General features: G+C 66.2%; 27 protein-coding genes and 1 riboswitch. Of the genes, 14 read left to right on the top strand and 13 right to left on the bottom strand.

Annotated features, from left to right (window positions below; genetic code table 11):
* Positions 1–92 precede the first annotated feature (92 nt).
* Positions 93–318: riboswitch (cobalamin riboswitch) on the top strand.
* Between the two features lie 70 nt (positions 319–388).
* Together BO996_RS17210 and BO996_RS17205 are read left to right on the top strand one after the other, a co-directional pair.
* Positions 389–2311, top strand: a complete 1923-nt coding sequence (locus BO996_RS17210; protein ID WP_071957140.1) for a TonB-dependent receptor domain-containing protein — start codon at positions 389–391, stop codon at positions 2309–2311.
* A 4-nt stretch (positions 2312–2315) separates the two neighbouring features.
* A complete protein-coding gene (locus tag BO996_RS17205) occupies positions 2316–3266 on the top strand; it encodes an ABC transporter substrate-binding protein (RefSeq protein ID WP_071955852.1) in 951 nt (316 codons plus the stop codon).
* A 49-nt stretch (positions 3267–3315) separates the two neighbouring features.
* Here the strand turns inward: BO996_RS17205 and BO996_RS17200 are convergent, their stop codons facing one another.
* Both BO996_RS17200 and BO996_RS29185 read right to left on the bottom strand, forming a co-directional pair.
* A complete protein-coding gene (locus BO996_RS17200) occupies positions 3316–3636 on the bottom strand; it encodes a heavy metal-binding domain-containing protein (RefSeq protein ID WP_012205554.1) in 321 nt (106 codons plus the stop codon).
* Positions 3637–3791: 155 nt separating this feature from the next.
* Entirely contained in the window at positions 3792–4196 is a 405-nt protein-coding gene (locus BO996_RS29185; protein WP_139093391.1) for a hypothetical protein, read from the bottom strand.
* A gap of 212 nt (positions 4197–4408) precedes the next feature.
* Here BO996_RS29185 and BO996_RS17195 point away from each other — a divergent pair, with 212 nt between their 5' ends.
* The 3 genes from BO996_RS17195 (at position 4409) to BO996_RS17185 (ending at position 7205) form a co-directional block, all read left to right on the top strand.
* Positions 4409–4672: a hypothetical protein gene (locus BO996_RS17195; protein WP_071955850.1), complete on the top strand. Its 264-nt coding sequence runs from the start codon at positions 4409–4411 to the stop codon at positions 4670–4672.
* 422 nt (positions 4673–5094) lie between these two features.
* A complete protein-coding gene (locus BO996_RS17190; RefSeq protein WP_071955848.1) occupies positions 5095–6030 on the top strand; it encodes a GIY-YIG nuclease family protein in 936 nt (311 codons plus the stop codon).
* A gap of 833 nt (positions 6031–6863) precedes the next feature.
* Positions 6864–7205, top strand: coding sequence for an H-NS histone family protein (locus BO996_RS17185; RefSeq protein WP_013802462.1), 342 nt, complete (start codon positions 6864–6866; stop codon positions 7203–7205).
* A 213-nt stretch (positions 7206–7418) separates the two neighbouring features.
* Here the strand turns inward: BO996_RS17185 and BO996_RS17180 are convergent, their stop codons facing one another.
* The 4 genes from BO996_RS17180 to BO996_RS17165 all read right to left on the bottom strand — a co-directional run bounded on the left by BO996_RS17180 (position 7419) and on the right by BO996_RS17165 (position 10676).
* Positions 7419–7787 carry an antibiotic biosynthesis monooxygenase family protein gene (locus BO996_RS17180; protein WP_012205544.1) on the bottom strand — a complete coding sequence of 123 codons (369 nt, stop codon included), beginning with the start codon at positions 7785–7787 and terminating at the stop codon, positions 7419–7421.
* 94 nt (positions 7788–7881) lie between these two features.
* Positions 7882–8586 carry a glutamine amidotransferase gene (locus BO996_RS17175; protein WP_071955846.1) on the bottom strand — a complete coding sequence of 235 codons (705 nt, stop codon included), beginning with the start codon at positions 8584–8586 and terminating at the stop codon, positions 7882–7884.
* Between the two features lie 51 nt (positions 8587–8637).
* Complete coding sequence (locus BO996_RS17170; protein ID WP_071955844.1) at positions 8638–9717, bottom strand: 2Fe-2S iron-sulfur cluster-binding protein; 1080 nt, start codon at positions 9715–9717, stop codon at positions 8638–8640.
* On the bottom strand, positions 9714–10676 hold the full coding sequence (locus tag BO996_RS17165; protein WP_012205541.1) for an AurF N-oxygenase family protein: 963 nt from the start codon (positions 10674–10676) through the stop codon (positions 9714–9716). The genes BO996_RS17170 and BO996_RS17165 overlap by 4 nt, the downstream gene beginning before the upstream one ends.
* Positions 10677–11172: 496 nt before the next feature.
* On the opposite strand from BO996_RS17165, the gene BO996_RS17160 reads away from it, so the two are divergent.
* Complete coding sequence (locus tag BO996_RS17160) at positions 11173–12453, top strand: serine hydroxymethyltransferase (RefSeq protein WP_170962038.1); 1281 nt, start codon at positions 11173–11175, stop codon at positions 12451–12453.
* 30 nt (positions 12454–12483) lie between these two features.
* Here BO996_RS17160 and pdxR read toward each other — a convergent pair whose 3' ends face one another.
* A complete protein-coding gene (gene pdxR / locus BO996_RS17155; RefSeq protein WP_071955840.1) occupies positions 12484–13998 on the bottom strand; it encodes a MocR-like pyridoxine biosynthesis transcription factor PdxR in 1515 nt (504 codons plus the stop codon).
* A 191-nt stretch (positions 13999–14189) separates the two neighbouring features.
* On the opposite strand from pdxR, the gene BO996_RS17150 reads away from it, so the two are divergent.
* From BO996_RS17150 to glyA, 4 genes are read left to right on the top strand one after another with little or no spacing between them, the layout of a single operon-like run.
* Positions 14190–15446 (top strand): benzoate/H(+) symporter BenE family transporter, encoded by a 1257-nt coding sequence (locus BO996_RS17150; protein ID WP_043821930.1) that lies wholly within the window; start codon positions 14190–14192, stop codon positions 15444–15446.
* 4 nt (positions 15447–15450) lie between these two features.
* On the top strand, positions 15451–16302 hold the full coding sequence (locus BO996_RS17145) for a YggS family pyridoxal phosphate-dependent enzyme (protein WP_071955838.1): 852 nt from the start codon (positions 15451–15453) through the stop codon (positions 16300–16302).
* A 57-nt stretch (positions 16303–16359) separates the two neighbouring features.
* A complete protein-coding gene (locus BO996_RS17140) occupies positions 16360–17598 on the top strand; it encodes an aspartate aminotransferase family protein (protein ID WP_083571171.1) in 1239 nt (412 codons plus the stop codon).
* Positions 17599–17644: 46 nt separating this feature from the next.
* Positions 17645–18919: a serine hydroxymethyltransferase gene (glyA, locus tag BO996_RS17135; protein WP_071955836.1), complete on the top strand. Its 1275-nt coding sequence runs from the start codon at positions 17645–17647 to the stop codon at positions 18917–18919.
* 87 nt (positions 18920–19006) lie between these two features.
* Here the strand turns inward: glyA and BO996_RS17130 are convergent, their stop codons facing one another.
* From BO996_RS17130 to BO996_RS17105, 6 genes are all read right to left on the bottom strand, one after another.
* Positions 19007–19462: a DUF2846 domain-containing protein gene (locus BO996_RS17130; protein WP_071955834.1), complete on the bottom strand. Its 456-nt coding sequence runs from the start codon at positions 19460–19462 to the stop codon at positions 19007–19009.
* 168 nt (positions 19463–19630) lie between these two features.
* Entirely contained in the window at positions 19631–20671 is a 1041-nt protein-coding gene (locus BO996_RS17125) for a patatin-like phospholipase family protein (RefSeq protein ID WP_071955832.1), read from the bottom strand.
* A gap of 115 nt (positions 20672–20786) precedes the next feature.
* A complete protein-coding gene (locus tag BO996_RS17120; RefSeq protein WP_013802474.1) occupies positions 20787–21089 on the bottom strand; it encodes a HigA family addiction module antitoxin in 303 nt (100 codons plus the stop codon).
* Between the two features lie 12 nt (positions 21090–21101).
* Entirely contained in the window at positions 21102–21380 is a 279-nt protein-coding gene (locus BO996_RS17115; protein ID WP_013802475.1) for a type II toxin-antitoxin system RelE/ParE family toxin, read from the bottom strand.
* A gap of 66 nt (positions 21381–21446) precedes the next feature.
* On the bottom strand, positions 21447–22349 hold the full coding sequence (locus tag BO996_RS17110) for a LysR family transcriptional regulator (RefSeq protein ID WP_063326189.1): 903 nt from the start codon (positions 22347–22349) through the stop codon (positions 21447–21449).
* A gap of 14 nt (positions 22350–22363) precedes the next feature.
* Positions 22364–22900: a MarR family winged helix-turn-helix transcriptional regulator gene (locus BO996_RS17105; RefSeq protein WP_071955830.1), complete on the bottom strand. Its 537-nt coding sequence runs from the start codon at positions 22898–22900 to the stop codon at positions 22364–22366.
* A 204-nt stretch (positions 22901–23104) separates the two neighbouring features.
* Between BO996_RS17105 and BO996_RS17100 the strand changes: the two genes are divergently transcribed.
* Genes BO996_RS17100 through maiA form a run of 4 tightly spaced genes read left to right on the top strand, consistent with a single transcriptional unit; the run spans position 23105 to position 26774 of the window.
* On the top strand, positions 23105–24313 hold the full coding sequence (locus tag BO996_RS17100; RefSeq protein WP_071955828.1) for a 3-hydroxybenzoate 6-monooxygenase: 1209 nt from the start codon (positions 23105–23107) through the stop codon (positions 24311–24313).
* 16 nt (positions 24314–24329) lie between these two features.
* Positions 24330–25367 (top strand): cupin domain-containing protein, encoded by a 1038-nt coding sequence (locus BO996_RS17095; protein WP_071955826.1) that lies wholly within the window; start codon positions 24330–24332, stop codon positions 25365–25367.
* 38 nt (positions 25368–25405) lie between these two features.
* The gene (locus BO996_RS17090) at positions 25406–26113 is read left to right on the top strand and encodes a fumarylacetoacetate hydrolase family protein (RefSeq protein ID WP_047218695.1); all 708 of its coding nucleotides are present in this window, start codon (positions 25406–25408) and stop codon (positions 26111–26113) included.
* Between the two features lie 19 nt (positions 26114–26132).
* The gene (gene maiA / locus BO996_RS17085) at positions 26133–26774 is read left to right on the top strand and encodes a maleylacetoacetate isomerase (protein ID WP_071955824.1); all 642 of its coding nucleotides are present in this window, start codon (positions 26133–26135) and stop codon (positions 26772–26774) included.
* Positions 26775–26796 lie beyond the last annotated feature (22 nt).

Below are 26796 nucleotides of genomic sequence, written 5' to 3'. Positions count from 1 at the left end.
GTCTCTCGCAATGTGTAAAGGATGCTTGACATTGTGCGATGCCACCCGCGGGTATGTCAAGCAAGCTTTACATCGGTACTGAACGCCCCGCCGTACAATCGCCGCCGTTGGTGCCAGCAGCCCCAGGGGCTGCGGTTAAACGGGAAACATGGGGCGGCCAGATAAAGCCGCCCGCATGTACTGCCCCCGCAACAGTGAGTGAAACGCCGCGTGCATTGCACCGGCCCCCGCCAAACCCGTGCCACTGGGCGTACAGCCCGGGAAGGCCTTGGCGAGTGCGTCACCAGTCTGGATACCGGCCAACAGGCGGCCGGCCGCGCATGCAGCGCAGCCGGTCTTTGTGGTTTCCGTGCCGGCGGGGTCGCTGGCGCGCAACTGGCTCGCATCCATGCACACCCTCGCCCTCGCGCGCGCCCCTGGCGCCGCTCTTCGCTCGCCCTCGGCGTTTCCCGTACTGCGCACGTTGTCCGCCCTGGCTGCGGCCTCGCTGCTGGCCTGCCAGGCCCAAGCACAGGTACAACAGGTACAACAGGCACAACAGGCGCAGCGCGCACAGACCTCCCAGCTCGATACGGTGGTCGTCGCCGCCTCGCGCAGCGAACAGTCCCTGCGCACCGTCACGGCCGACATGACCGTGATCGACGCCGAGACCATTGCCCGCAGCGGCGCCACGGGCGTGGCCGACCTGCTGGTGCAGGTGCCGGGCGTGCAGATCAACCGCAATGGCGGGCCGGGCCAGGTCACCTCGGTCTACCTGCGCGGCACCAGCAACCAGCACACTGCCGTGTTCATTGACGGCGTGCGCTACAGCTCGCAGGAGCTGCAGGGCGGCGCGGTCTGGTCCACCCTGCCGCTGGCGCAGATTGACCGCATCGAGGTGCTGCGCGGCCCGGCCGCCGCCATCTATGGCTCAGACGCCATGGGCGGCGTGATCCAGATCTTCACCAAGCGGGCGGACGGCCAGACCCGCGCCTATGCCGAGGCCGGCATAGGCAACCAGGGCACCAGCAAGCTGGCCACGGGATTTCAAGGCGGGGCCAACGGCTTCACCTATGGGCTGAACCTGGCGGACGAGCGCAGCGACGGCTTCGACGTCTACCCCGGCAACACCTTCTCGCCCAACCCGGACAAGGATGGCTACAGCAACACCTCGCTGGGCCTGAACGCGGGCTACAAAACGGGCATCCACCAGATCGATGCCAGCCTGCTGCACAGCCGCCTGCGCACCCACTACGACCAGAGCCCGCCGCCTTTCGACGACTACGACGTGGTCAAGAACACCACCGGCAGCCTGCGCTGGCAGGCCGGCTGGAACGCCATCTACAAAAGCGTGGTCCAGGTCTCCCATACCGACAGCCAAAGCGACCGCCACACCCAGTCGCCCGAAAGCGCCAAGGGCCGCTCCACCAACTACCTGCTGCAGAACCTGTTCACGCTGGGCCAGCACCGTTTCAACATCGACCTGGAGCGCCGCGAGGACAAGCTGGACACGCAATACGCCTGGACGCAGAACACCGACAGCCGGCGCGTGCAGAACTCCCTGTCGGCCGGCTGGCGCCTGACGGAGGGCCGCCACCAGTTCGACGCCAACCTGCGCCACGACCAGGTGCGCGACCAGCAGAACAAGACCACGGGCGGCCTGGGCTACGGCCTGCAGATCGACGAGCGCTGGCGCTGGGTGGCATCGGCCGGCACGGCCTTCAGAACCCCCACGCTGTACGAGCGCTTCACGGGCCAGGCGGCGGCCGACCTCAAGCCCGAAAGCAGCACCAACGTGGAAACGGGCCTGCACTATGCGGCCGGTGCCAACCGCCTCTCGGCCGTGGTCTACCGCAACAAGTTCAAGAACCTCATCACCTACGACTGGAACAGCGCCCTTCCCTGCAACTGCTACCGCAACTGGCAGAGCGTGGAGATCACCGGCCTGACGCTGGCGGGCAGCACGCGCCTGGGCAGCGCCAACCTGGGCGCCTCGCTGGACTTCATGAACCCCGAGAACCTGGAGACCGGCAAGCTGCTGCCCTACCGCTCCAAGCGCATGCTCAAGCTCAACGCCGACACCCTGGCGGCCGGCTGGACGCTGGGCGGCGAAGCGCAGCTGTACAGCGGCCGTTACGCCGACGAGGCGAACACCTTCAAGCTGGGCGGATACGGCGTGGTCAACCTCTACGCCCAGCGCCAGCTGACCAGGCAATGGACGCTGTTGGCCCGCGTCAACAACATCGCCGACCGCGACTACGCCCCCACGCGCGGCTATGCCAACGCAGGCCGCACCGTGTTCGTCAGCGTGCGCTGGACACCTCTGCCCTGACCCCATGCATCTGCTTCTGCACCTGCTTCTGCGCCTGCCCCGCATCCTGCTGCTGACCGCCGCCCTGGCCTGCGTAGGCGGCACGGGCAACGCCTTTGCGCAAAAGGCGGCGGATGCGGGAACGGGCGGGGCAACCACCGCCTACACCGTCACCGACATGCGCGGCCGTCAGGTGCGCCTGGAGCGGGTGCCGCAGCGCATCGTCTCGCTGCTGCCCTCGCTGACCGAATCGCTGTGCGCGCTGGACGCCTGCGAGCGCATCGTGGGCGTGGACGAGTTCTCCAACCACCCGGCGCGTGTGGCCGCCCTGCCCAAGCTGGGCCACACCTTTGCCCCGCTGGTCGAGGCCACCGTGCGGCTCAGGCCCGACGTGGTGCTGATGGCGTATTCCGCACCCGTCATCGCACAGCTGGAGCGCTTCGGCATTCCCGTGCTGGCACTGGACGCCAACGACATGGCGCAGCTGGAGCAGGTGCTGCACAAGCTCGACCAGCTGCTGCAGGTGCAGCGCGCCAACGCCCTGCTGGCGCGCATGCAGGCCGAGGTGGACCAGCAGGCCAAGGCGCTGGCTGCGCACGCGCCCGCCGGGCAGAAGGTGTATTTCGAAGTGGACGCCACGCCTTATGCGGCGGGGCCGGACTCCTTCATAGGCCAGCTGCTGCAGCGCCTGGGCGCGCGCAACGTGCTGCCGCCCAACCTGGGACCCTTTCCGCGAATCACGCCCGAATACGTGCTGCGCCAGCAGCCAGAACTCATCATCCACACGCCGCAGACGCCATCGGCCAGCTTTGCCACCCGCCCCGGCTGGAGCCACATGCCCGCCGTGCGCTCCGGCCGCATCTGCGCGCTGGACCTGGTCGAGACGGACGTGGTCTCCCGACCCGGCCCGCGCCTGGGCGAGGCAGCGCGGGCGCTGGCCCGATGCATTGAGATGCGGGGCGCAGCGCCGCGTTGACTTCCCTTGCCTGATTGACCTGCTTGGTCTGCTTGGCTGATGGCCCTGCCTACTCCAGCACCACGGCCGTGCCGCTGGCAGACACCATCAACATGCCGTTGCCCTGGCCCAGCACTTCGTAATCCAGGTCCACCCCCACCACGGCATTCGCGCCCAATTCCTGGGCGCGTTCCTCCAGCTCCTTGAGCGCAATCTCGCGCGCCCGCTGCAACTCGCGCTCATAGGTGGCTGACCGCCCGCCCACGATGTCGCGCAGCCCGGCAAACAAATCCTTGAACACATTGGCGCCCAAAATTGCCTCGCCCGCGACCACGCCGCAGTAGCGTGTGATTCGGCGGCCTTCGATCTGGGGGGTGGTGGTGATGATCATTGAAGCTCCTGGGTGTTGGTGATGGGAGTGCCGAGCTTTCGCCACTCGGCCGGACTAGCTGTGAACCGTCAAGCGATTGTTTGGAGATTTGATCCTAGACACGGAGCGACTTGGCCGCTACTGCGGTGCAGTCTGTGCCACTTGTAATGATGCTGTCAGCTCGCCAGGGCATTGGTCCGCTCAGCCGAGTTCTGGCACGTCCACCCATCGGACTTGCCTACTATCGCTGCCCGCGTCTGTTCAAGCCCCATCACCACCCGCCCTCTTGCCTTTCCGGATTTGATCGCCACCGGCAGCCGGCTCAACCAATGCCCGTTTGGCCCCAGCGACGTGACGCGCAGGTTGGACAACTGGCGCGATGTGGGCAAGGGTTTCATGGAAAGTACACGAATGCACTCATCGAGCTGAGCCGCAGAGGAAAAACGCAGTACATGCGCCCCGAACTCCACACAGAGAACGGCAAAGCCCTTGTGGGGAATGTGAGCAGGTGCCGAGGGCAGGTAACGGCTGGCGCGGCACCAGAGCCCAACCTCTTGCTCGGCATGCACCCAGTAGGCCATGGGTTCGGAACGCCAGTCCTCAACGAATTCGATCCAATGGCGGGGCACTGGCACAGGCCATCTCCTTCAGAGGTATTCAAGAGGCGGATTGTGTCGCAAAGTATGGCGAGATTTGCCTTGATGCCCGCCATCACGCCGGGCCGTAGATGGCCCCAGTACGTACATTCATGGTTCCGGCACACAGTCGCCAGTATTCATGGCAGGACCATCCCATGCACACCAATGAGTCAAAAATCCTGGCGAAAGCCGTATACGAGATCCGTCTTCTCCTGAGCGGATATCTGGGAAGCAACGTGGATGCGGATCCGAGGGTACGGATCGCAGCGCACCTGGCCTATGCCCTGCACAACGATGCATTGGCCGTGCTGGAGGGAAATGGCTTCAGCGCCGACGAAGCGCTGAAGCGGGTGGCGGCCGTGGACTCTCTTCTAGGAGTCGAAGTGGGGAGCGAATTCGTTCGCAACTTGGAAGCTTAGGACTGCTTCGCCAGGCCGATGCAACACGGGGTATCCATGCCGAGCAGCGCGCGCGATCACGGAGAAGAACAGGACGCGCTTTGTGAGCCAAGCATGTATCGGTCTTTGATCAGGCACGCGGCTCTGCGTTGATCATTTTTCTGCGGCAAGCCGGAACCGAATTGGCCTTCGCGACACGATAAGCTCTTGCGCCCAACGGCGATCCCATCGCGCCAGATGTGAAGCTATGAATGCGACCCTCCGCACTGCGCGCCACCCGCAGCTTTCAGTGGCAACGCCTGCAAATACCGTGCCCACCAACTTCCAAAGGTCCTCGCTTTCCGCCACAGCCCAAAGAACGTGCTTAAGCCCGTCCACATGGCTTCGCCCTGAGAGGCCAGCCGTGCTATTTTGCTCGGCATCGCTGCAGATCAATTCCACCCATGAACCTCCCAGCCACTCAGCTTTACCAACTGCTTGCTTTTCATTCGCTTGACCCCGCCGCCCAACAGGTCACGCTCATGCGCCACACGGCAGGAGACTATCCGGTACAACGCTATGTGGGGACACGTGCTTTGACGCTCTATCAGTCTCGGCAAGACCACAAGCATCCAGTCGGCTCGTTGGTGATTGGCTTCTTTGGGCACCGGCCAGGCCATGCGTTGCTGCTCGGTATCTGGCGGGTGAAGGAGGTCATGCCTGCAATGCAAGCCATTGATGCAGGACGCTTGCAGGGAAGTTTCGATCTGCATGACGAGCGAGCAGGCCACTGGTATCACGAGCTGGACGAAATCGATGTGATGTCGGATCTGCGGCTCAAACTGGAGATCCGTTGGGGCGAGCCCGCCGTGAGTTGGCGCCGGGTCCTTCGCCAGGAAAACAACTATCCCATTGCGCTATCCCCCGTGCCTCCGGTGCCCTTCAGGGCCCTGAGCAGCACCAGCCTGATCATGGCGGAACTGAGGCTTGCAATGCAGGATGTGGCTTGGCAGCAGGCACTTGGCAATGTCTGCGGCATCTATCTGATAACGGATGAATTCACAGGCCACCAATATGTCGGCTCTGCCAGCGGCGCTTGTGGCGTTTGGCAGCGTTGGCGCGACTATGCCAACACCGGGCATGGCGACAACCTGGAGTTGAGCCGGCGACTGCATGAAGCACCGGGTTGTGACAGCGAATTCCGGTTCACCTTGCTGGAGGCGCTGCCTCTTGGCATAGAAAAGTCGGAGGCCGAAGCCCGGGAGAACTATTGGAAGGTCGCGTTAGGCAGTCGCCGGTTCGGGATGAACCGCAACGGGGCGATGCACGGAGCCGCTTTTCTGGCCTCTGACCACAATGCCGTTGCCAGCCACAAGCAGACGAGCAAGGGGAATACATGAAAAGGCTTAAGATCCTGCGGTTTTTCTACTGCTTGCTCTTTTGGATCGCAGGCACCCTTTTTCTACTTGCGCTAAAGCTATTTTTTGAAGATGGCAGCGGGCACAGTGGACTCAGTCTCATGGCCCTGCCTGTATTTATGGCAGCAATACTGATGGCATCGCTTGGGTTTCTGCTTCGATTTTGCAAGCACCTCACATGGTTCACACGTCAAAATCTGCGGAATCAAAATACATAAATCAGTCGCCTCTAACTACCAACCTCCAACCCGACTCACCCGATGACGAGTGATCCGATGTGAAGTTGGACAGCGGCCGCGCAATTGCAATCGAATTCAAAGTCACTCCATATTCAAAATAGATTGACTCATGAATGGATTTAAAGCCTTACAGAAGCTAAGTTTTCTGTTGCGCTGAGGGGCGTCGTCCTGGACCAGCTACGTGGATTGGGGCATTGATCGTCTCAAAAAAGGCGAAGAGGAAGATGATCTGGATGTAATCATGCCTTTGGAGGAACGTAGAGTCCGAAGAAGATTTCAAGAAATCCTACAATCCCGCCATTTCTCATGATGTGCCCTGACATCAAAAGAATTCATCATCGGATCGGGCCGTGTGGTGACGCGGGACGTTCCGCCTGACGTGATCGCTGCGGCCGTGCGGGGTAGTGCGCGCGATCACGGATGAGGGCAAGACCGGCTTTCCTGCCCGGGCCTGTGGTCACCCGGCTCGGCAGCAGGTTCAGGCGGGCGGCCTTCCTTTCATCGGCCTGCATGATCCGGACACCACGCGGCTGCCGGATCAGCCCCATAATCTGGCTTCAAAATTTCACGACACCAATGACACAGTCCCTCAAAGAACTCCTTGCGGCCAAGGCCGCGCTGGACATGGAAATTGCCAAGGCCCGCACCTCGGCGGCCGACGCTGCCCTGTCCAAGGTCCAGAAGCTGGTGACCGATTTCGGGTTCACCCAGCAGCAAGTGTTCCCCTACATCCCTGAAAAAACCAGTGCGCCGGCGAAGTATCGCGATCCGGCCACGGGAGCGACGTGGACAGGTCGAGGCAAGCCTCCGAACTGGATCAAGGATCAGGATCGCGAAGACTTCCTCATCGAAAGCAAACCCGAAGCGGCCCAAGGTCCGTTTCTCGCCGAAATGGCGGCAGCGGCAGCTCGCAACTGAAAGCGCTGCACACGGCGGCACGCAGGATGCTGTGCGGTGCGGTGGAGTTCCGATGCGAAGGAATCTGTGCCTTCCGAAAAAAAGCCCTCTGAGCATTCAGTGGGCTTTTTTTCCGGCCTGGCGCCGGCAGCGTAGTCACTGCCGGCATCTTTCGAGGGCGTGCATCGCGCTCCGGCAGGGGGATCAGCCGGGCCTTTGCGGCACCGCCAGCCCTCAGGCGTGGCTGACGGGGCAGCTGCCTGCCTTGCCCATGATGCTGTCCGCAGGCGCCTGCGCGCGGTCGTTCAGGCCATAGTCGCGCAGTACCTGGGTGACGCGCACGCGGTAGTCCTTGAAGATCTTGTCGCGGCCGGCGCGCTGGGCGCTGAGGTGGGCTTCCACGTTGCGCCACTGGACGACGGCTTCCTCGTCGCGCCAGGTGGTGACGGACATGACTTTCTCGGGGTTGAGCGTGCTCTGGAAGCACTCCACGGAGATGAATCCTTCCATGGGCTTGAGCATGGGGGTGAGCTTGTTGACCAGGTCCACATAGGTCTGGTTCTGGCCGGGCAAGGCCTGCAGTTCGAACAGTACGACAACCATCTTCAACTCTCCTTTTTTCGGGAACAGAGATTCCGGCGCCGCGCAGCGCGGCTCCGGCGTGGGGGGAAATGGGTGAATGGGCGGCGCCGCAGGTTCAGCGGCTGCGCTCCAGGTTGGCCAGCCAGGTGGCCAGCACATCGCGCGCGGCCAAGGTCAGCAGGCCGCCGTATTTCTGGGCATCGGCGCGCAGGGTGCGCGGGTCCACCTTGGCCATGCCGAGCTCACAGGCATGGCCGACCAGCCAGCGCTCCAGCCGGGCCGCGTCGGCCTCCAGATGGAATTGCAGGCCCAGCACCTGCGGGCCCACGGCAAAGGCCTGGTTGGCGCCGATGGCGGTGCCAGCCAGGTGCACGGCGCCTTCGGGAATATCGAACTGGTCGCCATGCCAATGGAGCACGGGCACGCCGTCCAGTTTGGCGAGGGGCGAGGCCAGGCCCGCATCGGTAAGCGTGAGCGGCGAAAAGCCGATTTCCTTGACGCCCAGCGGATAGACCCTGGCGCCCAGCGCGCGCGCAATGAGCTGGGCGCCCAGGCAGATGCCCAGCAGCGGCTTGCCGCTGTCCAACCAGCGGCGCACGGCCGCCAGCTCCTGGGCGACGAAGGGATAAAGCGCCTCGTCATAGGCACCTATGGGGCCGCCCAGCACGACGAGCAGGTCGGCACGGCCCAGGTCCAGGGTGTCAAGCTCGCCGATGCTGGGATCGACGTACTGCACTTCGTAGCCGCGGCTGGCGAACTCGGCATGCAGGGTGCCCAGGTCTTCGAAGTGGATGTGGCGCAGCGCGATGGCTTTTTTCATGGGAGGAACTCAGGTGGATACAGGAGGGTGGCTTGGAACGTGCGGAGCCCGTCAGGCGCCGGGCTTGAGATCGACGTGGATATGGCCTGCCGAGGGGAAGGTGCAGCAGGCCAAGGCATAGCCGGCTTCCTTTTCCCTGTCGCTGAGGCAAAAGTCCGCCTCCAGCCGTGAACTGCCTCCCGTGATGCGGATGCGGCAGCTGCCGCAGATGCCGGCCCGGCACTGGCTGCGGATGGCAATGCCCACGCCCTCCAGGATTTCCAGCAGGCTTTTGCCGGACGCGGCTTGGACAATCTGCCCGCTGTGCGCGATCTGCAGCTGGCATGCCTGCGCGGTCTCGCCTGGCTGGGCGGTGGATGCGGCTGGCGGCGTGAAGGCCTCGATGTGCTGTATGGCACCGGGAAAGCAGGCCCGCGCATGCTCGCGGAAGGTCTGCGCAAAGGCGTGGCCACCGCAGATGACCACCGCCTGGGGCTGGCCCAGCGCCAGCAGGGACTGCTGCGAGGGGCGGCCCGGCACGAAGGGCCCGTGGGCGGCAATGTCTTCACGCGTGATGTGGATACGCAGGTCGAACCAGGGGGCCGTTTCGCACAGCTGCTGCAGCTCCTGCAGGAACGGAATGTCGGCCATGCGCGCAAAGCACAGCAGCAGCGTGGTGCGGGGCACGCGCTGGCCCTGCTGCTGCAGCCGATCCAGTTCGCGCAGCAGCGCCAGCGGCAGGGTCAGGCCGATGCCGCCGGCCAGCATGACCAGGGAGTCCAGGCCCAGCACCAGGTCGGCCGTGATGTCACCGGCCACGTGGCCGAGCGGCAGCGTGGAGCCTGCGCGCAGCACTGCATGCATGTGGTCGGAGACGCTGCCCCGGCCCGAGCTTTTGACGGCAATGTCGAACTGGCCGGCGCCGTCGTGCTCGCTGCAGGGCTCGTAGCGGGTGATGGAGTACAGCCGCTGCTGCACGGCGCCACTGGCGTCGGCATGCTCGATGGCCACATGCCGGCCGGGCCGCAGGCCGCCGAGGAACTGCGCCGAGGCGCCCTGCACGCGCAGGGTGTAGACCATGACGCCGCCCGCCTCTGCCCGTGCCGCGGCGCAGCGCGCCAGCGTGCCGCCTGCCTGGAGGGCGGCGCTCATGCCTGCATCTCCTCGAGGACCGAGGACACCAGCGCCACGCTGCCGCCCAGGTTGCGGCCCGCCAGGCCGATGCGGTCGATCAGGCTTTGCACCGAGTCGGTGTAGACGCCGATCTCGTTGCTGTCGCCCACGTCGTGCAGGATGTCGCGCGCATGCGGCATGCCGACCATGGTGAAGACGGTGGACCAGGCGCCCAGCTCGTTGTTGGCGAACATCTGCACGGTCTTGAGGATGATGGAGCGCAGGTAGCTGCGCTCGCGGTTGCTCAGGCCCTGGACGATGTCGGTGGCCACCGAGCTGAAGACGCTGGAATGGCTCCATTCGTCCACGGCGTGGGTGCGCGTGACCTCGTGGCAGATGGGCTGGATGGAGCGGTCCTCGGCCATGGTCTTGAGGTAGTCGGTGATCAGGGTCTCGCTGGCGCAGGCAATGGCGAAGCGGGCCAGGCGGCGCTCCCATTCCGCGCCGCACTGCGCCAGCACGCCGTTGCGCCAGCCGACGAGGTTGAAGTCCGCGTAGTCCAGCGGCGCCAGGCCGCGCATCTCGTAGATGTAGTTGCAGGCCATGATGGACATGCGGGTGTGCAGGGCCTCGTCCAGCAGGGCCTGGGACATGACGTCCTGCAGCAGCGCCCGGTTGGCGCTGGGCGGCGGGGTCTTGATGATGTCCTCGCAGGCCGGCGTGACCACGTTGCACTCGATGTAGATGGTCTTGAGGTTGTAGATGCCCCAGGCGTAGGACAGGCATTGGTCGCGCAGGTGCTGGGGTGCCTCCACCCATGCCTGGTGATCGCGAAACGGCAGCAGCGAGGCGGTGAAGTCCTGCCGGGCGGGGTCGAACGCCAAGCCACAGTAATCAGGCAGGTCCTGATTCACGGCCGCTCTTGACTTCCAGAGCAGGGACAGCTTTTTGAGCGCATCGCGCACGGCGTCATCTGTCCGAGAGATATCGAGATTCATTTTTCAACTCCGTGTGATTGAACTTGATTGATCTGAGTCAAATCGCCTATTCCCTCCCCCCGCTTTCTCCATCCGCCGCAATCACCAATGGCGCCGCAAATGGCACTGCAAATGACGCTGCAGATGGCAGATACGTTGTCATGGATTTCTTCACTCTGTCATATTCCACCTTGAATCAATCTCCCCGACTGCAGATTGCGGATGATTCGTGGCGGTATTGGATCTCATGACTTTCAACGTCTGGCGGCGAATTCTATGGAGAGAGCATGGATTCAAACAGACCTATTTTCGTCAATGAACCAGACCGCTTTTTCTCAACGGTTTACATTGGCATGCCACCTTAATTGGTCTGCTCACCCGCTGAAACATGGTCGGAATCAAGGCGGCTGCACTTTGTAGACTGCCCATTACCGATGCGCCCTGGTTTCCAAATTACTCCATAACCCGGGCGCTGCCGATTCCCGTGCTTCAGCGCCTCCCAGACAGCCAATGCGACATGGACGATTTATCGCTCCCCAAAATCAATTCACTGGATCTTCAACAGGCAGACAGCGAGGCCTGGGATGCCATCGCGGCCGAGCGGATTCGCCAGTCGCGCTCGATTGAATTGATTGCCTCTGAAAACTTCGTGAGCCGCGCGGTGATGGAGGCGCAGGGCTCGGTGCTGACCAACAAATACGCAGAGGGCTACCCGGGCGTGCGCTACTACGGCGGCTGCGCCAATGCCGATGCCGTGGAGAACCTGGCCATTGCGCGTGCCAAGGCGCTGTTCGGCTGCGCGCACGCCAACGTGCAGCCGCACTCGGGCAGCCAGGCCAACCAGGGCGTGTACCTGGCGTTCCTGGAGCCCGGCGACAAGATCATGGGGCTGGACCTGCGCTCGGGCGGCCACCTGACGCACGGCTCCCGCGTGAGCGTGTCGGGCAAGTGGTTCCAGTCCATCAGCTACGAGGTGGACGCCCGCTCCCAGCGCATCGACATGGACCAGGTGCGGCGCATTGCGCTGAAGGAGCGGCCCAGGCTCATCATTGCCGGTGGCTCGGCCTATTCACGGCAGATGGACTGGGCCGAGTTCCGGCGCATTGCCGACCGGGTGGGCGCCATCTTCATGGCCGACATCGCGCACGTGGCGGGGCTGGTGGCCGCGGGCGTGTTCCCCTCGCCCGTGGAGCACGCCCATGTGACCACGACCACCACGCACAAGACGCTGCGCGGGCCGCGCGGCGGCATGATCCTCTCGGCCGACGCCGAGATCGCCAGGCGCATAGACGCCGCCGTATTTCCGGGCCTGCAGTCCGGGCCGCTGATGCATGTGGTGGCGGCCAAGGCGGTGGCGCTGGGCGAGGCGCTCAAGCCCGCCTTTCGCACCTATGCGCGGGCCGTGGTGGACAACGCCCGCGTGCTGTGCGACCGGCTTTCGCAGGGCGGACTGTCCGTGGTGTCCGCAGGCACGGACTGCCATCTGGGCGTGATCGACCTGCGCCCCTGGGAGCTGACGGGCAAGGCCGCCGAAACGGCGCTGGAGCAGATCGGCATCACGGTCAACAAGAACGCCGTGCCCGGCGATGGCGCGCGGCCACTGGTGACCTCGGGCATCCGCGTGGGCAGCGCGGCCTGCACCACGCGCGGCATGGGCGCCGACGAGTTCCGCGAGATCGGCGACATGATTCTTGCCACGCTGGGCGGCATACGCAGCGGCACCATGAACGCGCGCACGCTCAAGTCCATCCACGAAGGCGTGTCCGACCTGACCGGGCGCTTTCCCCTGCCCTATTGAGGCATGCAGCGTCCGGCTTCTCCCAACCTGTCAGGGTTTTCGCAGCGCGTTGGCCAGGCGCAGCACGGCGGCCTCGATCTCGTAGGCCGTGAGCGAGGCATAGCCCAGCAGCCAGCCCGGCTGCCGCTGCTCGCCCGCGTACAGGCGGCTGAGCCCCTGCAGCAGCACGCCGGCCGCGGCGGCGCGGCGGATGGTGTCTTCCTCGGACCAGCCGGACTCCAGCAGGCAGGGCACCTGCATGCCGCCCTGGGGCCGTGGCGCGGTGACGATGCCGGCCAGGTGCCTGCCTATGGATTCGAGGATGACCTCGCGCCGCCCCGCGTACAGCTTGCGCATGGCCCGCACGTGGGAGTTGTAGTGGCCGTCTTCCATGAAGCGCGCCAGCGTCAGCTGCTGGATCTGGGGCGTGTGCCCGTCCATGATGCTGCGCGCCTGGACAAAGGCGCGCACCAGCTCCTGCGGCAAGGCCATGTAGCCCATGCGCAGGCCCGGGTACAGGGTCTTGCCGAAGGTGCCGATGTAGATGGTGCGCGCGTGCTTGTCCAGGCCTTGCACGCAGGCGGTGGGCATGCCGTCGTAGTGGAATTCGCTGTCGTAGTCGTCCTCGATGATCCAGCGCCCGCTCTCGAAGGCCCAGCGGATCAGGTCCAGCCGCCGCTCCAGCTGCATGGTGACGCCCGTGGGGTACTGGTGCGACGGCGTGACATAGACGCAGGTGGCGCCGCTGCGGTCGGCGTGCAGCAGGTCCGTGCGTATGCCTTGCGCGTCCACATCGATGGGCAGGACCTTGGCCTCGGCCGACTCGAAGGCCTTGCGGGCGCCGAAGTAGCCCGGGTTCTCCAGCAGGATGGGCCGGCCCGCATCCACCAGCAGCTGCGCGCACAGGAACAACGCCTGCCGCGTGCTGCTGAGCACCACGATCTGCCCGGCGTCCACCTTGGCGCCACGCTCCAGGTTGAGGTAGGTGGCAATGGCCTTGCGCAGCGGCTCGGCGCCCTGCGGGTCGCCGTGCAGCAGGACGCTGGCACGGTAGTCCTTGAGCGCCTGGCGCTGCAGCCGCTCCCAGACATCGGTGGGAAAGGTGCGCGTCTCGGGCAGGCCGGTGGCAAAGGCCCGAATGGTCTGCTGGTCGGCGATGCCTCCGCCGTCAACAATGGCCTGGCCGCGCCGGCTCAGGCCGGCACCGGCCCTGCCCGCTGCGGCCACCTGGGCGCTGCGCTCGTGCTCGGGCGAGCGGCCGCGCCGCGCCGCCCGGCCCCGCAGCTCGGTGCCGATGGTCTCGGAGACATAGCTGCCCGATCCCTGGCGCCGCACGATGAAGCCGTCGCGGTGCAGCTGTGTGTAGGCGTTCTCCACCGTGTCGCGGGCAATGCCCAGCGAGTCGGCCAGCGAGCGCGTGGCCGGCAGTTTCAGGCCGGGCAGCAGCGCCCCATCCAGGATCAGCGCACGCATGGCGCGCTGCACCCGCTGGTGCAGGTCCAGCTGGCGCAGGTCGGCATCTCCCATGCGGATCTTCAGGGTCTCAAGCTCGAAGGTCTTGCTCATGCGGTCTGCCGCCTTTCATCTCATTGCACCTCTTGGGCAGGCCATTGTACTGACGCAAATGCTGCGCGCCCATTGCAAAGTGGTCTGCAACAAGAGAGCGAAGTGTATGGATCATTCAGTCCACTTCGGCGCTCAAATATCCCTTTCCCCAGACAGCCAGGAATCCAACCCCCAAGGAAAACGAGAAGCCCATGCCTTCATCAGACACACACTCACCCCTTCGCTTCAGCGACCTCATCCACCCCGTGGTGGCCGGGCTGATCTCGGTCATCGTCAACTACGGCGGCACCTTCATCCTGGTGTTCCAGGCCGCCAAGGTGGCCGGCCTGAGCCCGGAGCTCACGGCTTCGTGGGTGTGGTCGATTTCGATTGGCGTGGGCGTCACCGGGCTGGTGCTCAGCTGGCTCTCGCGCGAGCCCATCATCACGGCCTGGTCCACGCCGGCCGCCGCCTTCCTGGTAACGGCCCTGGCCACCACGCCGTATGCCGAGGCCGTGGGCGCCTATGTGGTGTCGGCCGCGGCCTTCGTGGTGCTGGGACTGTCGGGCTGGTTCGAGCGCGTGATCCGGCTGATTCCGCCCGGCGTGGCCTCGGGCCTGCTGGCGGGCATCCTGCTGCAGTTCGGCATCAAGGCCTTTGGCGGCATGAGCGTGGACCCGCTGCTGGCCGGCCTGTTGATCGTGGCCTATGTGCTGCTCAAGCGGCTCACGGCGCGCTACGCCGTGGTCGGCATCCTGGCGCTGGGCCTGGCGTTCCTGCTGGCGCAGGACCGTGTGGACCTGTCCGGGTTGCAGCTGCGCTTTGCCGCGCCCGTGTTCACGCGGCCGGAATTCACGCTCAACGCCCTGCTGAGCGTGGCCCTGCCGCTGTTCCTGATCACGCTGACCGGCCAGTACATGCCCGGCATGCTGGTGCTGCGCAACGACGGCTTCAAGACCAGCGCCAACCCCATCGTCACGCTGACGGGCCTGGGCTCGCTGCTGATGGCGCCGTTCGGCTCGCACGCCTTCAACATCGCCGCCATCACGGCCGCCATCTGCACGGGCAAGGAGGCGCATGAAGAGCCGTCCAGGCGCTGGATCGCGGGCATCGCTGCGGGCGTGTTCTACATCCTGGTGGGCGTGTTCGGCGTCACGCTGGCGGCCGTGTTCATGGCGTTTCCCGCCACCTTCATCACCACGCTGGCGGGCCTGGCGCTGCTGGGCACCATCGGCGGCAGCCTGGCCAATGCGCTGGCCGACGCCAAAACCCGCGAGGCCTCGCTGATCACCTTCCTGGCTGCCGCAGCCAACATTTCCATGCTGGGCATAGGCGGCGCCTTCTGGGGCCTGGTCATCGGCCTGGTGGCCCATGCCGTGCTCAACGGCCAGTGGCCGCGCCGGACCGCCCGCAGCGAGGCGGGCACCGGCAACGTGCCCGCCGCCGATGCCGCCATCAAAAGGAGCTGAAACCATGCTTGCGACACAAGACACCACCGGCGGCACCGCCCAAGCCGCCGACACCATGACCCGCCACGACCAGCACGGCCGCTACCCCCAGGCCGAGACGGTGGACGATTTCCGGCACAACCTGGCCACCGTGCAGGCGCGCATGGCCGCTGCCTGCCGCCGCGCGGGGCGCGACCCGGCCAGCGTGCGCCTGCTGCCCGTGAGCAAGACCAAGCCCGAGTCCAGCCTGCGCCTGGCCCACGCGGCGGGCTGCCGCATGCTGGGCGAGAACAAGGTGCAGGAAGCCTTCGGCAAGTGGGAGGCCATGCAGGACCTGGCCGATCTGCAGTGGTCCGTCATCGGCCACCTGCAGACCAACAAGGCCAGGCTGGTGGCGCGCTTTGCCAGCGAGTTCCAGGCGCTGGACAACCTGCGCGTGGCCGAGGCGCTGGACCGCCGCCTGCAGGCCGAAGGCCGGGCGCTGGACGTGTTCGTGCAGGTCAACACCTCGGGCGAGGCCAGCAAGTACGGCCTGCCACCTGACGAGGTGCAGGGATTTGTCCAGGCCCTGCCCGCCTTCAGTGCCCTGCGCGTGCGCGGCCTGATGACGCTGGCCCTGTTCTCCAGCGAGGCCGAGCGCGTGCGCCAGTGCTTCGTGCTGCTGCGCAGCCTGCGCGACCAGCTGCGCCAGAGTGCGCCGGCGGGTATTTCGCTGGATGAGCTGTCCATGGGCATGTCCGGCGACTTCGAGATCGCCATCGAGGAAGGCGCCACCGTGGTGCGCGTGGGCCAGGCCATCTTCGGCGCCCGCGCCCAGCCGGACAGCTTCTACTGGCCCGCAGGCGGCCCCGATCCTGCCGCCCTGGCACTGCCATGAACGCGCCCCCTCGCCACCCTTTTCGATTCAACCCTGACCCCGCTTGAGGACCTTGACATGCAAAAAGCCATGCAACCCCTTGATTCCCGCCTGATGAAGGCCTATGCCCGCCAGCCCGTGTCCTTCGTCCGTGGCCGTGGGGCCCGGCTCTGGGACGAGCACGGCACCGAATACCTGGACGCCATTGCCGGCGTGGCCGTGACCGCCCTGGGCCACGCGCACCCGGAGATCGCCGCCGTGATCGCCGAGCAGGCCGGCCTGCTGCTGCACACTTCCAACGTGTTCCGCATCGACTGGCAGGAACGCCTGGGCCAGCGCCTGTGCGCCCTGGCCGGCATGGAGACGGCCTTCTTCTGCAACTCCGGCGCCGAGGCCAACGAGGCCGCGCTCAAGCTGGCGCGGCTGCACGGCCACCGCAGGCAGGTGGCGCGGCCGCAGATCCTGGTGATGGACAACGGCTTTCACGGCCGCACGCTGGCCACGCTGTCGGCCACCGGCAACCCGGCCAAGCAGCGCGGCTTCGAGCCGCTGATGCCGGGCTTCGTGCGCGTGCCCTATGACGACATCGCGGCCGTGCACCACGCCGCCGCCCAGCATGGCGACATCGTGGCCGTGCTGATCGAGCCCGTGCAGGGCGAAGGCGGCATCCGCCTGGCAAGCCCCGACTACCTGCGCCAGCTGCGCAGCCTGTGCGACCGGCATGGCTGGCTGCTGATGCTCGACGAGATCCAGACCGGCCTGGGGCGCACCGGCGCCTGGTTCGGCCACCAGCATGCGGGCATCGCCCCCGATGTGATGACCCTGGCCAAGGCCCTGGGCAACGGCATTCCGATCGGCGCCTGCCTGGCGCGCGGGCCTGCGGCCGACCTGATCTCGCCCGGCCAGCATGGCTCCACCTTTGGCGGCAACCCGCTGGCCTGCCGCGTGGGTTGCACGGTGCTGGACATCATGGAGAGCGAGGACATCCCCGGCCGCGCCAGGCAACTGGGCCGACGCCTGCTCAACGGCCTGCAGCAGGCGCTGCACGGCCACCCCGACGTGCTGGCCGTGCGCGGCCAGGGCCTGATGGTGGGCATCGAGCTGAACCGCAACTGCCAGGACCTGGTGGGCCGCGCGCTGGCCCAGCAGCGCCTGCTGATCACGGTGACGCGCGAATCCACCATCCGCCTGCTGCCGCCGCTGATCTGCGACGAGCGCCAGATCGACGACATCGTCGCCCGCCTGGCCTGCCTGCTGGAGCCGGCCAGCGCCGCGCAGGCAGGCGCACCCGCGTCAGGCCAGCTGGCAGCTGCATGACCATCGATTCCCCCAGCCCTTGCCCCGACACAGGAACCACTCACCCATGTACGACGCATCCCTGACCCTGGCCGACTTCGACCTGCAGCTGGCCAAGGCCATCCAGAGCGAGAAACGCCGCCAGGAAGACCATGTGGAACTCATCGCCTCCGAAAACTACGCCAGCCCGCTGGTGATGGCGGTGCAGAACTCGGTCTTCACCAACAAGTACGCCGAGGGCTACCCCGGCAAGCGCTACTACAGCGGCTGCGAGAACGTGGACGTGGCCGAGCGCCTGGCCGTGGAACGCGCCATGGCGCTGTTCGACTGCGACTACGCCAACGTGCAGCCCCATGCCGGCGCCCAGGCCAATGCCGCCGTGTTCCTGGCGCTGGCCCAGCCCGGCGACACCGTCATGGGCATGAACCTGGCCCAGGGCGGCCACCTGACGCATGGCAACCCGTCCAACTTCTCGGGCCGCCACTACCGCATCGTCCCCTACGGCCTGGACCCCGCCACGGGCCTGATCGACTACGACGAGATGGAGCGCATCGCCCTGGAGCACCGGCCCCGCATGCTCATCGGCGGCTTCTCTGCCTACTCGCGCCACAAGGACTGGGCCCGCATGCGCGCCATTGCCGACAAGGTGGGCGCCGTGTTCTGGGTGGACATGGCCCATGTCGCAGGCCTGGTGGCCGCGGGCGAATACCCCAGCCCCCTGCCCCACGCGCATGTGGTCACCAGCACCACGCACAAGACGCTGCGCGGCCCGCGCGGCGGCCTGATCCTGTCCAAGGGACAGGACGAAACCTTCAACCGCCGCCTGAGCTCGGCCGTGTTCCCAGGCGTGCAGGGCGGGCCGCTGATGCATGTGATCGCCGCCAAGGCCGTCGCCTTCAAGGAGGCGCTGCAGCCCGGCTTCAAGACCTACCAGCGCCAGGTGCTGGCCAACGCCCGCGCCATGTCCGCCGTGATCCAGCAGCGCGGCTACCGCATCGTCTCGGGCGGCACGGACAACCACCTGATGCTGATCGACCTGTCCGACCGCAGCTACACCGGCAAGGATGCCGACGCCGCGCTCAGCGAGGCGCACATCACCACCAACAAGAACACCGTGCCCAACGACCCGCGCTCGCCCTTCGTGACCTCGGGCCTGCGCATAGGCACGCCCGCCGTCACCACGCGCGGCTTCGGCCAGGCGCAGTGCGAACAGCTGGCCGACTGGCTGTGCGATGTGCTCGATGCGCTGGACGCGCAGGAAGGCGCCCGCTTTGCCAAGGTGGCGGCGCAGGTGCGCGATCAGGTGACGGAGCTGTGCCGTCGGTATCCGGTGTATGGGTAAAAGATGATCACGCGAGCGCACCGCCCGGCCATGTACCCGGGGGGTGCGCGACAGCCATAGCGAGAAAGCTGTACTTTGAAGTGGCAGTTATTTGCTGCAGGTGCCGCTTGTGGCCAGTTCCAGCTTGGTTACCGCAGCCTTGCCCTCGGTCTCGGGAATCAGCTCCAGATTGGCGCCTCCGACAAAAACACCGATCTTCATGTACTGCCGCACGAAATAGTGTTTGCCGGTTTCCGTCGCCAACGGCAGCGTATTGGGCGAGAACTCGGACTCGGTGGAGACGGTATGGTTCTGGTTGCCCGCCACTTCCGTGTAGAAAAAGACGTCGGGAGCGGTCTCGCCAACGCACTTTTCGTTGACCCAGACATCCTTCTTGAGAGCCCGGCCCACCACGCTGTCCCGGTAAATGTAGAGGCCTGAATTGCCAGCGGTCGGCGGGTTGAACTCCTTGGCTTTCTGCGAAGCTTCCTTGCTTTCCATCTTCACGGATGCACAGCCCACCAACAGAAAGCTGGCAAGCGCGACTACGGCGATCTTTGTCATTTCTTCTCCCTCCGATGCTCAAATTATTGAGATTGACTGACTGAACAAAGCCCATGGCAAACACGCCCGGATTTCAATCAGCGGAGGATTGTATACATTTCTTTACAAACAAAGCGACAAAGCATTGCACCTTTGTGCAGCGCTCCATTCATCGCAATGCCCCGGCCATCAGGGCTTGTTGCATGCCTCTTCCATCCCCGCCATCTCCGCCAGCTTCTGCATGCGCGAGCGCTGGTCCAGGCAGGCCTGGTGCTGGGCTTCGGCCGCCTTTTGCTGCGCCAGCTTCGCGGCCTTGGCGCGCTCGGCCTGCAGCTGGGCGATGCGCTCGCGGATCTGGGGCATGGCGGCCACGGCGGCCTTTTCGCCTTCAAGAATGGCGCTGGCGCGCTGGGTGAAGTCGGCCGGGCCGATGTCCAGCACCTTGGGGCGGATGGTGATGTCGGCGCGGGCCAGCTCGGCCTGGCCCAGCTTCTGGCCCATGATCGCAATGGACTGGCCCAGTGCGCCCAGCATGTTCTCGGGCGCCTTGCCACGGGCCTTGTTGGAGATGTCCACAGCAATCACCAGATCGGCGCCCAGCTGGCGCGCGGCGTCCACGGGCACGGGGCTGGTGATGCCGCCATCGACGAAGTGGAACTTGCCGATGGCCACGGGCTGGAACACACCCGGAATGCTGCTGGAGGCACGCACCGCCTGCCCCGTATTGCCGCGCGCGAACACGGTGCGCTCGCCGTCTTCCAGCCGCGTGGACACGGCCACGAAGGGCTTGGCCAGCTGCTCCAGCGGCTTGCGGCTCACCTGTTCGTTCACATAGTCTTCCAGCTTCTGGCCCACCAGCAGGCCACCCGAGGACAGCTGCAGGTCGCGGATCCTGGTCTCATCCAGCGCCACGGCCTTTTCCTGCAGCTCGAAGGCGTTCATGCCGCTCGCATACAGCGCCCCCACCACGCTGCCCGCGCTGGTGCCGGACACCACCGCAGGCGCAAGGCCATTGGCTTCCAGCATCTTGATGACGCCGATATGGGCAAAGCCCTTCACGGCCCCGCCGCCCAGGGCCAGACCGATCCTGATGGGCGCCACGGATGTGCCCGGCGCGGTGGGCGTGGACTCGGGCGTGGCCGCCGAGGGGCTGGGCGGGTTGCTGCCGCAAGCGGCCAGCCCCGCCAGGCTCAGGTACACCAGTGGACGCAAAAGGGCTTGGAGGCGCATGCCGGAAGATCCTGCTGTCGGATGACGAGATTCGGGGCGGGCAGTATAGCGGCAGGGGCAAACCACCGCCGGCGACGCATCATGCTGCGGGCGGCAGAGGGCATCCTGAAGTCGCTCAGGGATGCGAGGGCTCAAACCGCTGGATTCGCGCCAGCACGTCCGCCATGGCATCGCGGGCTTCGGCAAGGTCGTAGTCGGACTGCAGGTTGAGCCAGCTTTGCGCGTCCGTGCCAAAGAAGACCGCAAGGCGCAGCGCCGTATCCGCCGTGATGCCGCGCATGCCCTTCACGATCTCGTTGATGCGCCGGGGCGGCACATCGATGGCCTTTGCCAACGCGTACTGGCTCAGGCCCATGGGTTCGAGCCACTCCTGCATCAGGATTTCTCCTGGGTGCGGCCATTTGACTTCGCGGGTCATGTTGTAGTCCTTTCAGTGGTAATCCACGATCTCGACCTGGCTGGCATGGCCATCTGCCCAGACGAAGCAAAGGCGCCATTGCTCATTGATCCGAATGCTGTACTGGCCCCTGCGGCTTCCTTGAAGGGCCTCCAGTCTGTTGCCTGGCGGAATGCGCAGGAACTCCAGGGAGGTCGCGGCGTTCAGCTGCACAAGCTTGCGCATGGCAGCGGCCTCCAGGTTGGCGAACCGCGCAACGCGCTTGCCAAGCATCAATGCCTGGGTGTCTGCACATCTGAAATCGAGGATCATGGATCAATAATAACGACTCCCGTTATTAGCTGATGCTTACCCCGCCTGCAGTTAGGCCCTCTTGCATCAACTCCGGGGACTGAGCAACTCCCGCATCCCCTGCACAGCCTCCCGCAAAAACCCCCAGACCGCCTCGATGCGCTGAACCTGCCGGGCATCCGAGGGCATGCTCATCCAGAAGGTGCGGGTGAAGCAGGCCTCGGCGGGCAGCACGCGGCTGAGCACGGGGTCGCGGTCGGCAATGAAGGCGGGCAGCACGGCCAGGCCGGCGCCGGCGCGCACGGCCTCGTACTGGGCGGTGATGCTGGTGCTGCGAAAGGCAAATCGCTCTGGCTGGAACAGGGTGGACAGCAGCTGCAGCTCGCGCGTGAACAGCAGGTCGTCCACATAGTGGATGAAGCTGTGGTGGCGCAGGTCCTCGGTGCGTGCCACCAGCGGGCGGCGCGCAAGGTATTCGCGCTGGCCATAAAGGAAGAGCCGGTAGTCGGTGAGCTTGGTGACCACGGCCGAGCCGCGCGTGGGGCGCTCCAGCGAGATGACGATGTCGGCCTCGCGCCGCGACAGGTGCAGCAGGCGCGGCAGGGCCAGCAGGTCGATGCTCAGCAGCGGATGGCGCTGCGTCAGCGCGGCCAGCTGCGGGGCCAGCAGCTGGGTGCCGAAGCCCTCTGTGGCGCCCACGCGCACCAGGCCGGACGGACCCTGGCTGGCGGATTCGGCCGCCAGCGGCATGCGCTCCAGCCCGGCGGCGGCGCGCTGCATGGCGTCTGCCACGCCCAGCAGCTGGCGGCCGGCCTCCGTGGGCCGCCATTGGCCCGCTTCGCGCTCGAAGAGCACGGCCCCCAGCTGCTTTTCCAGGGCCTGGATGCGGCGCGACACCGTGGTGTGCTCCACGCCCAGTTGCCGCGCGGCGGCGGCCATGCTGCCGCTGCGCGCCAGTTCGCCAAAGAATCTCAGATGGTCCCAGTCCATGGGTCGAGGCCGCCTCAGTCGGCAGCGGCGCGGCGCGCGGCCAGCGTGCTGGGCGCACGCGCCAGGTCGTCGTTTTGCCGCACCAGGACGGCCATCATGTCCATGAACAGGCCCCGCTGCTCCTGCGGCAGCGGCTCCAGCATGCGCTGCTGGGCCCGCAGCACCGAGGGCTCGGCAGCGGCCAGCAGCGCAGCGCCTTCTGCGGTGACCGACAGCAGGCGCACGCGCCGGTCGGCCGGGCTGGTGTTGCGCACCATGAGGCCGCGCGCCTCCAGCCGGTCGATGACGCTGCCAATGGTCGAGGTATCGAAGCCGATCATCCGCGCCAGCGTGCGCTGGTCCACGCCGGGCTGGCGCAGCACGGCAGACAGCGCCGCGTACTGCACGGGGGTCACGCCGAATTCCTGGGTCTCCTCCATGAAGACGGCTACCGCGATCTGCTGCAGGCGGCGGATGTGATAGCCGGGGTAGTTTTCTAGTTCTGCGGGTTGGTAGTCCATGGCCATTGCGCTCTTTTCCGTGTCCCTGCGGGCAAGCGCAGATGTTCGCATGAACCGCACCCTCCGTTGGCCTTGGCTGGCAGACAGGTGATTCACCCGGACACGCTGTCCGCCGTCGTTTTGCCTGCATCCAGGGAAACCCCAGGCTGGCCTGATGCAAATCAACACTACACTTATCGTCAGCATACTGTTTAATTACTCGCGACGCAGCTGACCCGCAGGCTGGCGACACGCACCACGAAGCACAGGACATCCATGAGCACCAGCATTTCTTCCCGGGCGCTGCCCGTTCTTGTGGCAGGCGGCGGCATTGGCGGCGTGGCGGCCGCGCTGGCCCTGGCGCGCCAGGGATTCGCCGTCAAGGTGCTGGAGCAGGCGCCCCAGCTGGGCGAGATCGGCGCCGGCATACAGCTGGGGCCCAACGCATTCGCGGCCTTCGACGCGCTGGGCATTGGCGAGCTGGCCCGTGGCCGCGCGGTCTATACCGACGAGATGGTGATGCACGACGCGCTCGATGAAAGGCTGGTCGGCCGCATTCCCACGGGCGAGGCGTTTCGCGCCCGCTTCGGCAACCCGTATGCGGTGATCCACCGCGCCGACATCCACACCTCGCTGCTTGAAGGCGCACGCGCCCACGGCCATATCGAGACGCTGACAGGCACCCGCATCGAAGCCGTGCAGCAGGAGGGCGACACCGTCACCGTGCGCGACCAGCACGGCCAGGTCCATGTGGGCCAGGCGCTGATCGGCGCCGATGGCGTGAAGTCCGTGGTGCGCCAGCAGTACGTGGGCGATGCGGCGCGTGTCTCCGGCCACGTGGTGTACCGCGCCGTGGTGGAGAAGAACGACTTCCCCGAGGACATGCGCTGGAACGCGGCCAGCATCTGGGTCGGCCCCAACTACCACCTGGTGCACTACCCGCTGCGCGGCGGCGAGCAGTACAACGTGGTCGTCACCTTCCACAGCCGCAAGCAGGAGGAATGGGGCGTGCGCGAAGGCAGCCGCCAAGAGGTGCAAAGCTACTACAGCGACTGCTGCCCGCGCGCGCGCCAGCTCATAGACCTGCCCAAAAGCTGGAAGCGCTGGGCCACGGCCGACCGCGAGCCCATTGGCCAGTGGAGCTTCGGCCGCGCCACGCTGCTGGGCGATGCCGCACACCCCACGCTGCAATACATCGCCCAGGGCGCCTGCATGGCGCTGGAAGACGCCGTGACGCTGGGCCAGGCGCTCAAGCGCTGCGGCAACGACTGGCCGCGGGCGCTGCGGCTGTACGAGCGCTCGCGCATTGCCCGCACGGCGCGCGTGGTGCTGTCCGCGCGCGAGATGGGCCGCATCTTCCACGCCAGCGGCGTGGAGCGCCTGGTGCGCAACGACCTCTGGAAGGGCCGCACGCCCCAGCGTTTCTACGACGCCATGGAATGGCTGTACGGCTGGAAGGCCGAAACCTGCCTCGCCGAAGACTGAACACAAGGAGACCGCCATGCAAGAACTTGGCCGCCTGGAAGACCTGCCCCAGGACTACCGCGACGAACTCACGCGCAACAACCTGGTGCCGCTGTGGCCCAGCCTGCGCAACGTGATGCCGCCGCACACGCCGCGCCCGCGCACCCAGCCCATTGCCTGGCCCTACCAGTCCATCCGACCGCTGCTGATGCAGGCGGGCGAGCTGACGCCCATCGAAAAGGCCGAGCGCCGCGTGCTGGTGCTGGCCAATCCCGGCCATGGGCTGGAGAAGATGCAGGCCAGCTCCTCCATCTACCTGGGCATGCAGCTGCTGCTGCCCGGCGAGTGGGCGCCCTCGCACCGCCACACGCCCAATGCCGTGCGCATGGTGGTGGAGGGCCAGGGCGCATGGAGCCTGGTCGACGGCGAGAAATGCCCCATGGAGCGCGGCGACCTCATCCTCACGCCCACGGGCCTGTGGCACGAGCATGGCCACGACGGCGACGAGCCCGTGGTCTGGCTCGATGTGCTGGACCTGCCCCTGGCCTACTACCTGGAAGTCACCTACCACGTGGACGGCCCGCGCCAGCCCGCCCTGCCCGGCCGTGGCGACCGGGCGTATGCGCGCGGCGGCCTGGCACCCACGCAGGTGTTCGCCCGCAACGCCAAGGCCTACCCCATGCTGCGCTACCCCTGGAAGGACGCGCGCGCCGCCCTGCTGGAGCTGGCCGCCGACCGGCCGGACCTGGACTGCGTGCAGCTGGCCTACACCAACCCCGAAACCGGGGCCGACTGCGAAAACATCCTGGGCTTCTACGCGCTGATGCTGCGCCCGGGCCAGACGCTGCAGCTGCCCGCCCGCTCGCCGGCCTGCGTGTTCCATGTCATCGAGGGCGGCGCCAGCGTGGCCGCCGTGGACCGCCATTTCGACCTGGCCCCGGCCGACACCTGCTGCGTGCCCGGCTGGGCGCCCGCCACGCTGACCAATGCCAGCGCCAGCGAGCCCGCCTTCCTCTTCCTGGCCGACGAGGCTCCTTTGCACCGAAAGCTGGGCCTCTACGAAGTCCGGCCTTGAATCCTCCGATGTCTCTTTACTCCCCCATCGCCAATACCATGACCGCCCCCCAATACCTCTGGACCCCGCCCCCCGTCCAATCCCTGCCCGTGCGCGGCAGCACGCAGCGCCTGCCCGTGAACCGCCTGTTCTTCGTGGGCCGCAATTACCACGCCCATGCCGTCGAGATGGGCCGCCCGGTGGACAAGAGCGTGGAGCGCCCCTTCTATTTCACCAAGGCGCCCTCCACCCTGACCGAATCGGGTGCCACCGTGGCCTACCCGCCCGAGACGAACAACTACCACTTCGAGATGGAACTGGTGGTGGCCATCGGCAAGGCGGGCTTTCGCATTGCGGCGGACCAGGCGCATGAACACATCTACGGCTACGCCTGCGGCCTGGACATGACGCGCCGCGACCTTCAGCTGGTGGCGCGCGACAAGGGCCGGCCCTGGGACCTGGGCAAGGATGTGGAGCAGTCCTCGGTGGCCAGCGAGATCGTGCCCATGCCGGGCCAGGTGATCGAATCCGGCGCCATTGCACTGGCCGTCAATGGCGAGACAAAGCAGCAGTCCGACGTGGACAAGCTGATCTGGAACATCCGCGAAATCATTGCCGACCTCTCGCTGTTCTATCACCTGCAGCCCGGCGACCTCATCTACACGGGCACGCCCGAAGGCGTGGGCGCCGTGCTGCCGGGCGACCGCATCACCGGCCATGTGCAGGGCGTGGGCGAGATCGCGCTCACCGTGGGCCAGCCCGAATAAGACCGGGGAGACCACCACCATGAAGCTCTACAGCTTTTTCCGCAGCGGCACCTCGCACCGCCTGCGCATCGCGCTCAACCTCAAAGGCCTGCGCCCTGACTACTTTCCCGTTGACCTGCGCGTGGACGAGCAGGCCCAGGCGCCGTTCAAGCAGGTCAACCCGCAGGGCCTGGTGCCGGCGCTGACGCTGGACGATGGCCGCACGCTGATCCAGTCGCCGGCCATCATCGAATGGCTGGAGGAGCGCCACCCCGAGCCGCCGCTGCTGCCCGCCGACCACGAGGACCGCGCCCAGGTGCGCGCGCTGGCCGCCATCGTGGGCTGCGACGTGCATCCCATCAACAACCGCCGCATCCTGCAGACCCTGCGTCGCCAGTTCGGTGCGGACGAGGCCGCCATCAACGCCTGGTGCGCCACCTGGATTGCCGACGGCTTCGATGCCATCGAGGCCCTGCTGGCACGCGACACGCAGCGCGGCGACTTCTGCTTCGGCCACGCACCCACGCTGGCCGATGTCTACCTGGTGCCCCAGGTCGAAAGCGCACGCCGCTTTGGCGTGGACCTGGACCGCTGGCCGCTGATCAGCGCTGTGGACAGGGCCTGCGCCGCCCTGCCCGCCTTTGCGCAGGCCGCGCCCCTGGCCCAGCCTGACGCCGGCTGAACCTCGCCTGAACCCCGCCGCA

The sequence above is a fragment of the Delftia sp. HK171 genome (assembly GCF_001886655.1).
Lineage (GTDB): Bacteria > Pseudomonadota > Gammaproteobacteria > Burkholderiales > Burkholderiaceae_C > Comamonas > Comamonas acidovorans.
Note: the sequence above shows the minus strand (reverse complement) of the source record. Positions and strands in the feature narration are given on the sequence as shown.

What these genes read in the sequence shown, in the direction of transcription:
- BO996_RS17210 (WP_071957140.1), top strand. Translation starts at nt 389, where the DNA reads ATGCACACCCTCGCCCTCGCGCGCGCCCCTGGCGCCGCTCTTCGCTCG.
- BO996_RS17205 (WP_071955852.1), top strand. Translation starts at nt 2,316, where the DNA reads ATGCATCTGCTTCTGCACCTGCTTCTGCGCCTGCCCCGCATCCTGCTG.
- BO996_RS17200 (WP_012205554.1), bottom strand. Translation starts at nt 3,636, where the DNA reads ATGATCATCACCACCACCCCCCAGATCGAAGGCCGCCGAATCACACGC.
- BO996_RS29185 (WP_139093391.1), bottom strand. Translation starts at nt 4,196, where the DNA reads ATGGCCTACTGGGTGCATGCCGAGCAAGAGGTTGGGCTCTGGTGCCGC.
- BO996_RS17195 (WP_071955850.1), top strand. Translation starts at nt 4,409, where the DNA reads ATGCACACCAATGAGTCAAAAATCCTGGCGAAAGCCGTATACGAGATC.
- BO996_RS17190 (WP_071955848.1), top strand. Translation starts at nt 5,095, where the DNA reads ATGAACCTCCCAGCCACTCAGCTTTACCAACTGCTTGCTTTTCATTCG.
- BO996_RS17185 (WP_013802462.1), top strand. Translation starts at nt 6,864, where the DNA reads ATGACACAGTCCCTCAAAGAACTCCTTGCGGCCAAGGCCGCGCTGGAC.
- BO996_RS17180 (WP_012205544.1), bottom strand. Translation starts at nt 7,787, where the DNA reads ATGGTTGTCGTACTGTTCGAACTGCAGGCCTTGCCCGGCCAGAACCAG.
- BO996_RS17175 (WP_071955846.1), bottom strand. Translation starts at nt 8,586, where the DNA reads ATGAAAAAAGCCATCGCGCTGCGCCACATCCACTTCGAAGACCTGGGC.
- BO996_RS17170 (WP_071955844.1), bottom strand. Translation starts at nt 9,717, where the DNA reads ATGAGCGCCGCCCTCCAGGCAGGCGGCACGCTGGCGCGCTGCGCCGCG.
- BO996_RS17165 (WP_012205541.1), bottom strand. Translation starts at nt 10,676, where the DNA reads ATGAATCTCGATATCTCTCGGACAGATGACGCCGTGCGCGATGCGCTC.
- BO996_RS17160 (WP_170962038.1), top strand. Translation starts at nt 11,173, where the DNA reads ATGGACGATTTATCGCTCCCCAAAATCAATTCACTGGATCTTCAACAG.
- pdxR (WP_071955840.1), bottom strand. Translation starts at nt 13,998, where the DNA reads ATGAGCAAGACCTTCGAGCTTGAGACCCTGAAGATCCGCATGGGAGAT.
- BO996_RS17150 (WP_043821930.1), top strand. Translation starts at nt 14,190, where the DNA reads ATGCCTTCATCAGACACACACTCACCCCTTCGCTTCAGCGACCTCATC.
- BO996_RS17145 (WP_071955838.1), top strand. Translation starts at nt 15,451, where the DNA reads ATGCTTGCGACACAAGACACCACCGGCGGCACCGCCCAAGCCGCCGAC.
- BO996_RS17140 (WP_083571171.1), top strand. Translation starts at nt 16,360, where the DNA reads ATGCAAAAAGCCATGCAACCCCTTGATTCCCGCCTGATGAAGGCCTAT.
- glyA (WP_071955836.1), top strand. Translation starts at nt 17,645, where the DNA reads ATGTACGACGCATCCCTGACCCTGGCCGACTTCGACCTGCAGCTGGCC.
- BO996_RS17130 (WP_071955834.1), bottom strand. Translation starts at nt 19,462, where the DNA reads ATGACAAAGATCGCCGTAGTCGCGCTTGCCAGCTTTCTGTTGGTGGGC.
- BO996_RS17125 (WP_071955832.1), bottom strand. Translation starts at nt 20,671, where the DNA reads ATGCGCCTCCAAGCCCTTTTGCGTCCACTGGTGTACCTGAGCCTGGCG.
- BO996_RS17120 (WP_013802474.1), bottom strand. Translation starts at nt 21,089, where the DNA reads ATGACCCGCGAAGTCAAATGGCCGCACCCAGGAGAAATCCTGATGCAG.
- BO996_RS17115 (WP_013802475.1), bottom strand. Translation starts at nt 21,380, where the DNA reads ATGATCCTCGATTTCAGATGTGCAGACACCCAGGCATTGATGCTTGGC.
- BO996_RS17110 (WP_063326189.1), bottom strand. Translation starts at nt 22,349, where the DNA reads ATGGACTGGGACCATCTGAGATTCTTTGGCGAACTGGCGCGCAGCGGC.
- BO996_RS17105 (WP_071955830.1), bottom strand. Translation starts at nt 22,900, where the DNA reads ATGCGAACATCTGCGCTTGCCCGCAGGGACACGGAAAAGAGCGCAATG.
- BO996_RS17100 (WP_071955828.1), top strand. Translation starts at nt 23,105, where the DNA reads ATGAGCACCAGCATTTCTTCCCGGGCGCTGCCCGTTCTTGTGGCAGGC.
- BO996_RS17095 (WP_071955826.1), top strand. Translation starts at nt 24,330, where the DNA reads ATGCAAGAACTTGGCCGCCTGGAAGACCTGCCCCAGGACTACCGCGAC.
- BO996_RS17090 (WP_047218695.1), top strand. Translation starts at nt 25,406, where the DNA reads ATGACCGCCCCCCAATACCTCTGGACCCCGCCCCCCGTCCAATCCCTG.
- maiA (WP_071955824.1), top strand. Translation starts at nt 26,133, where the DNA reads ATGAAGCTCTACAGCTTTTTCCGCAGCGGCACCTCGCACCGCCTGCGC.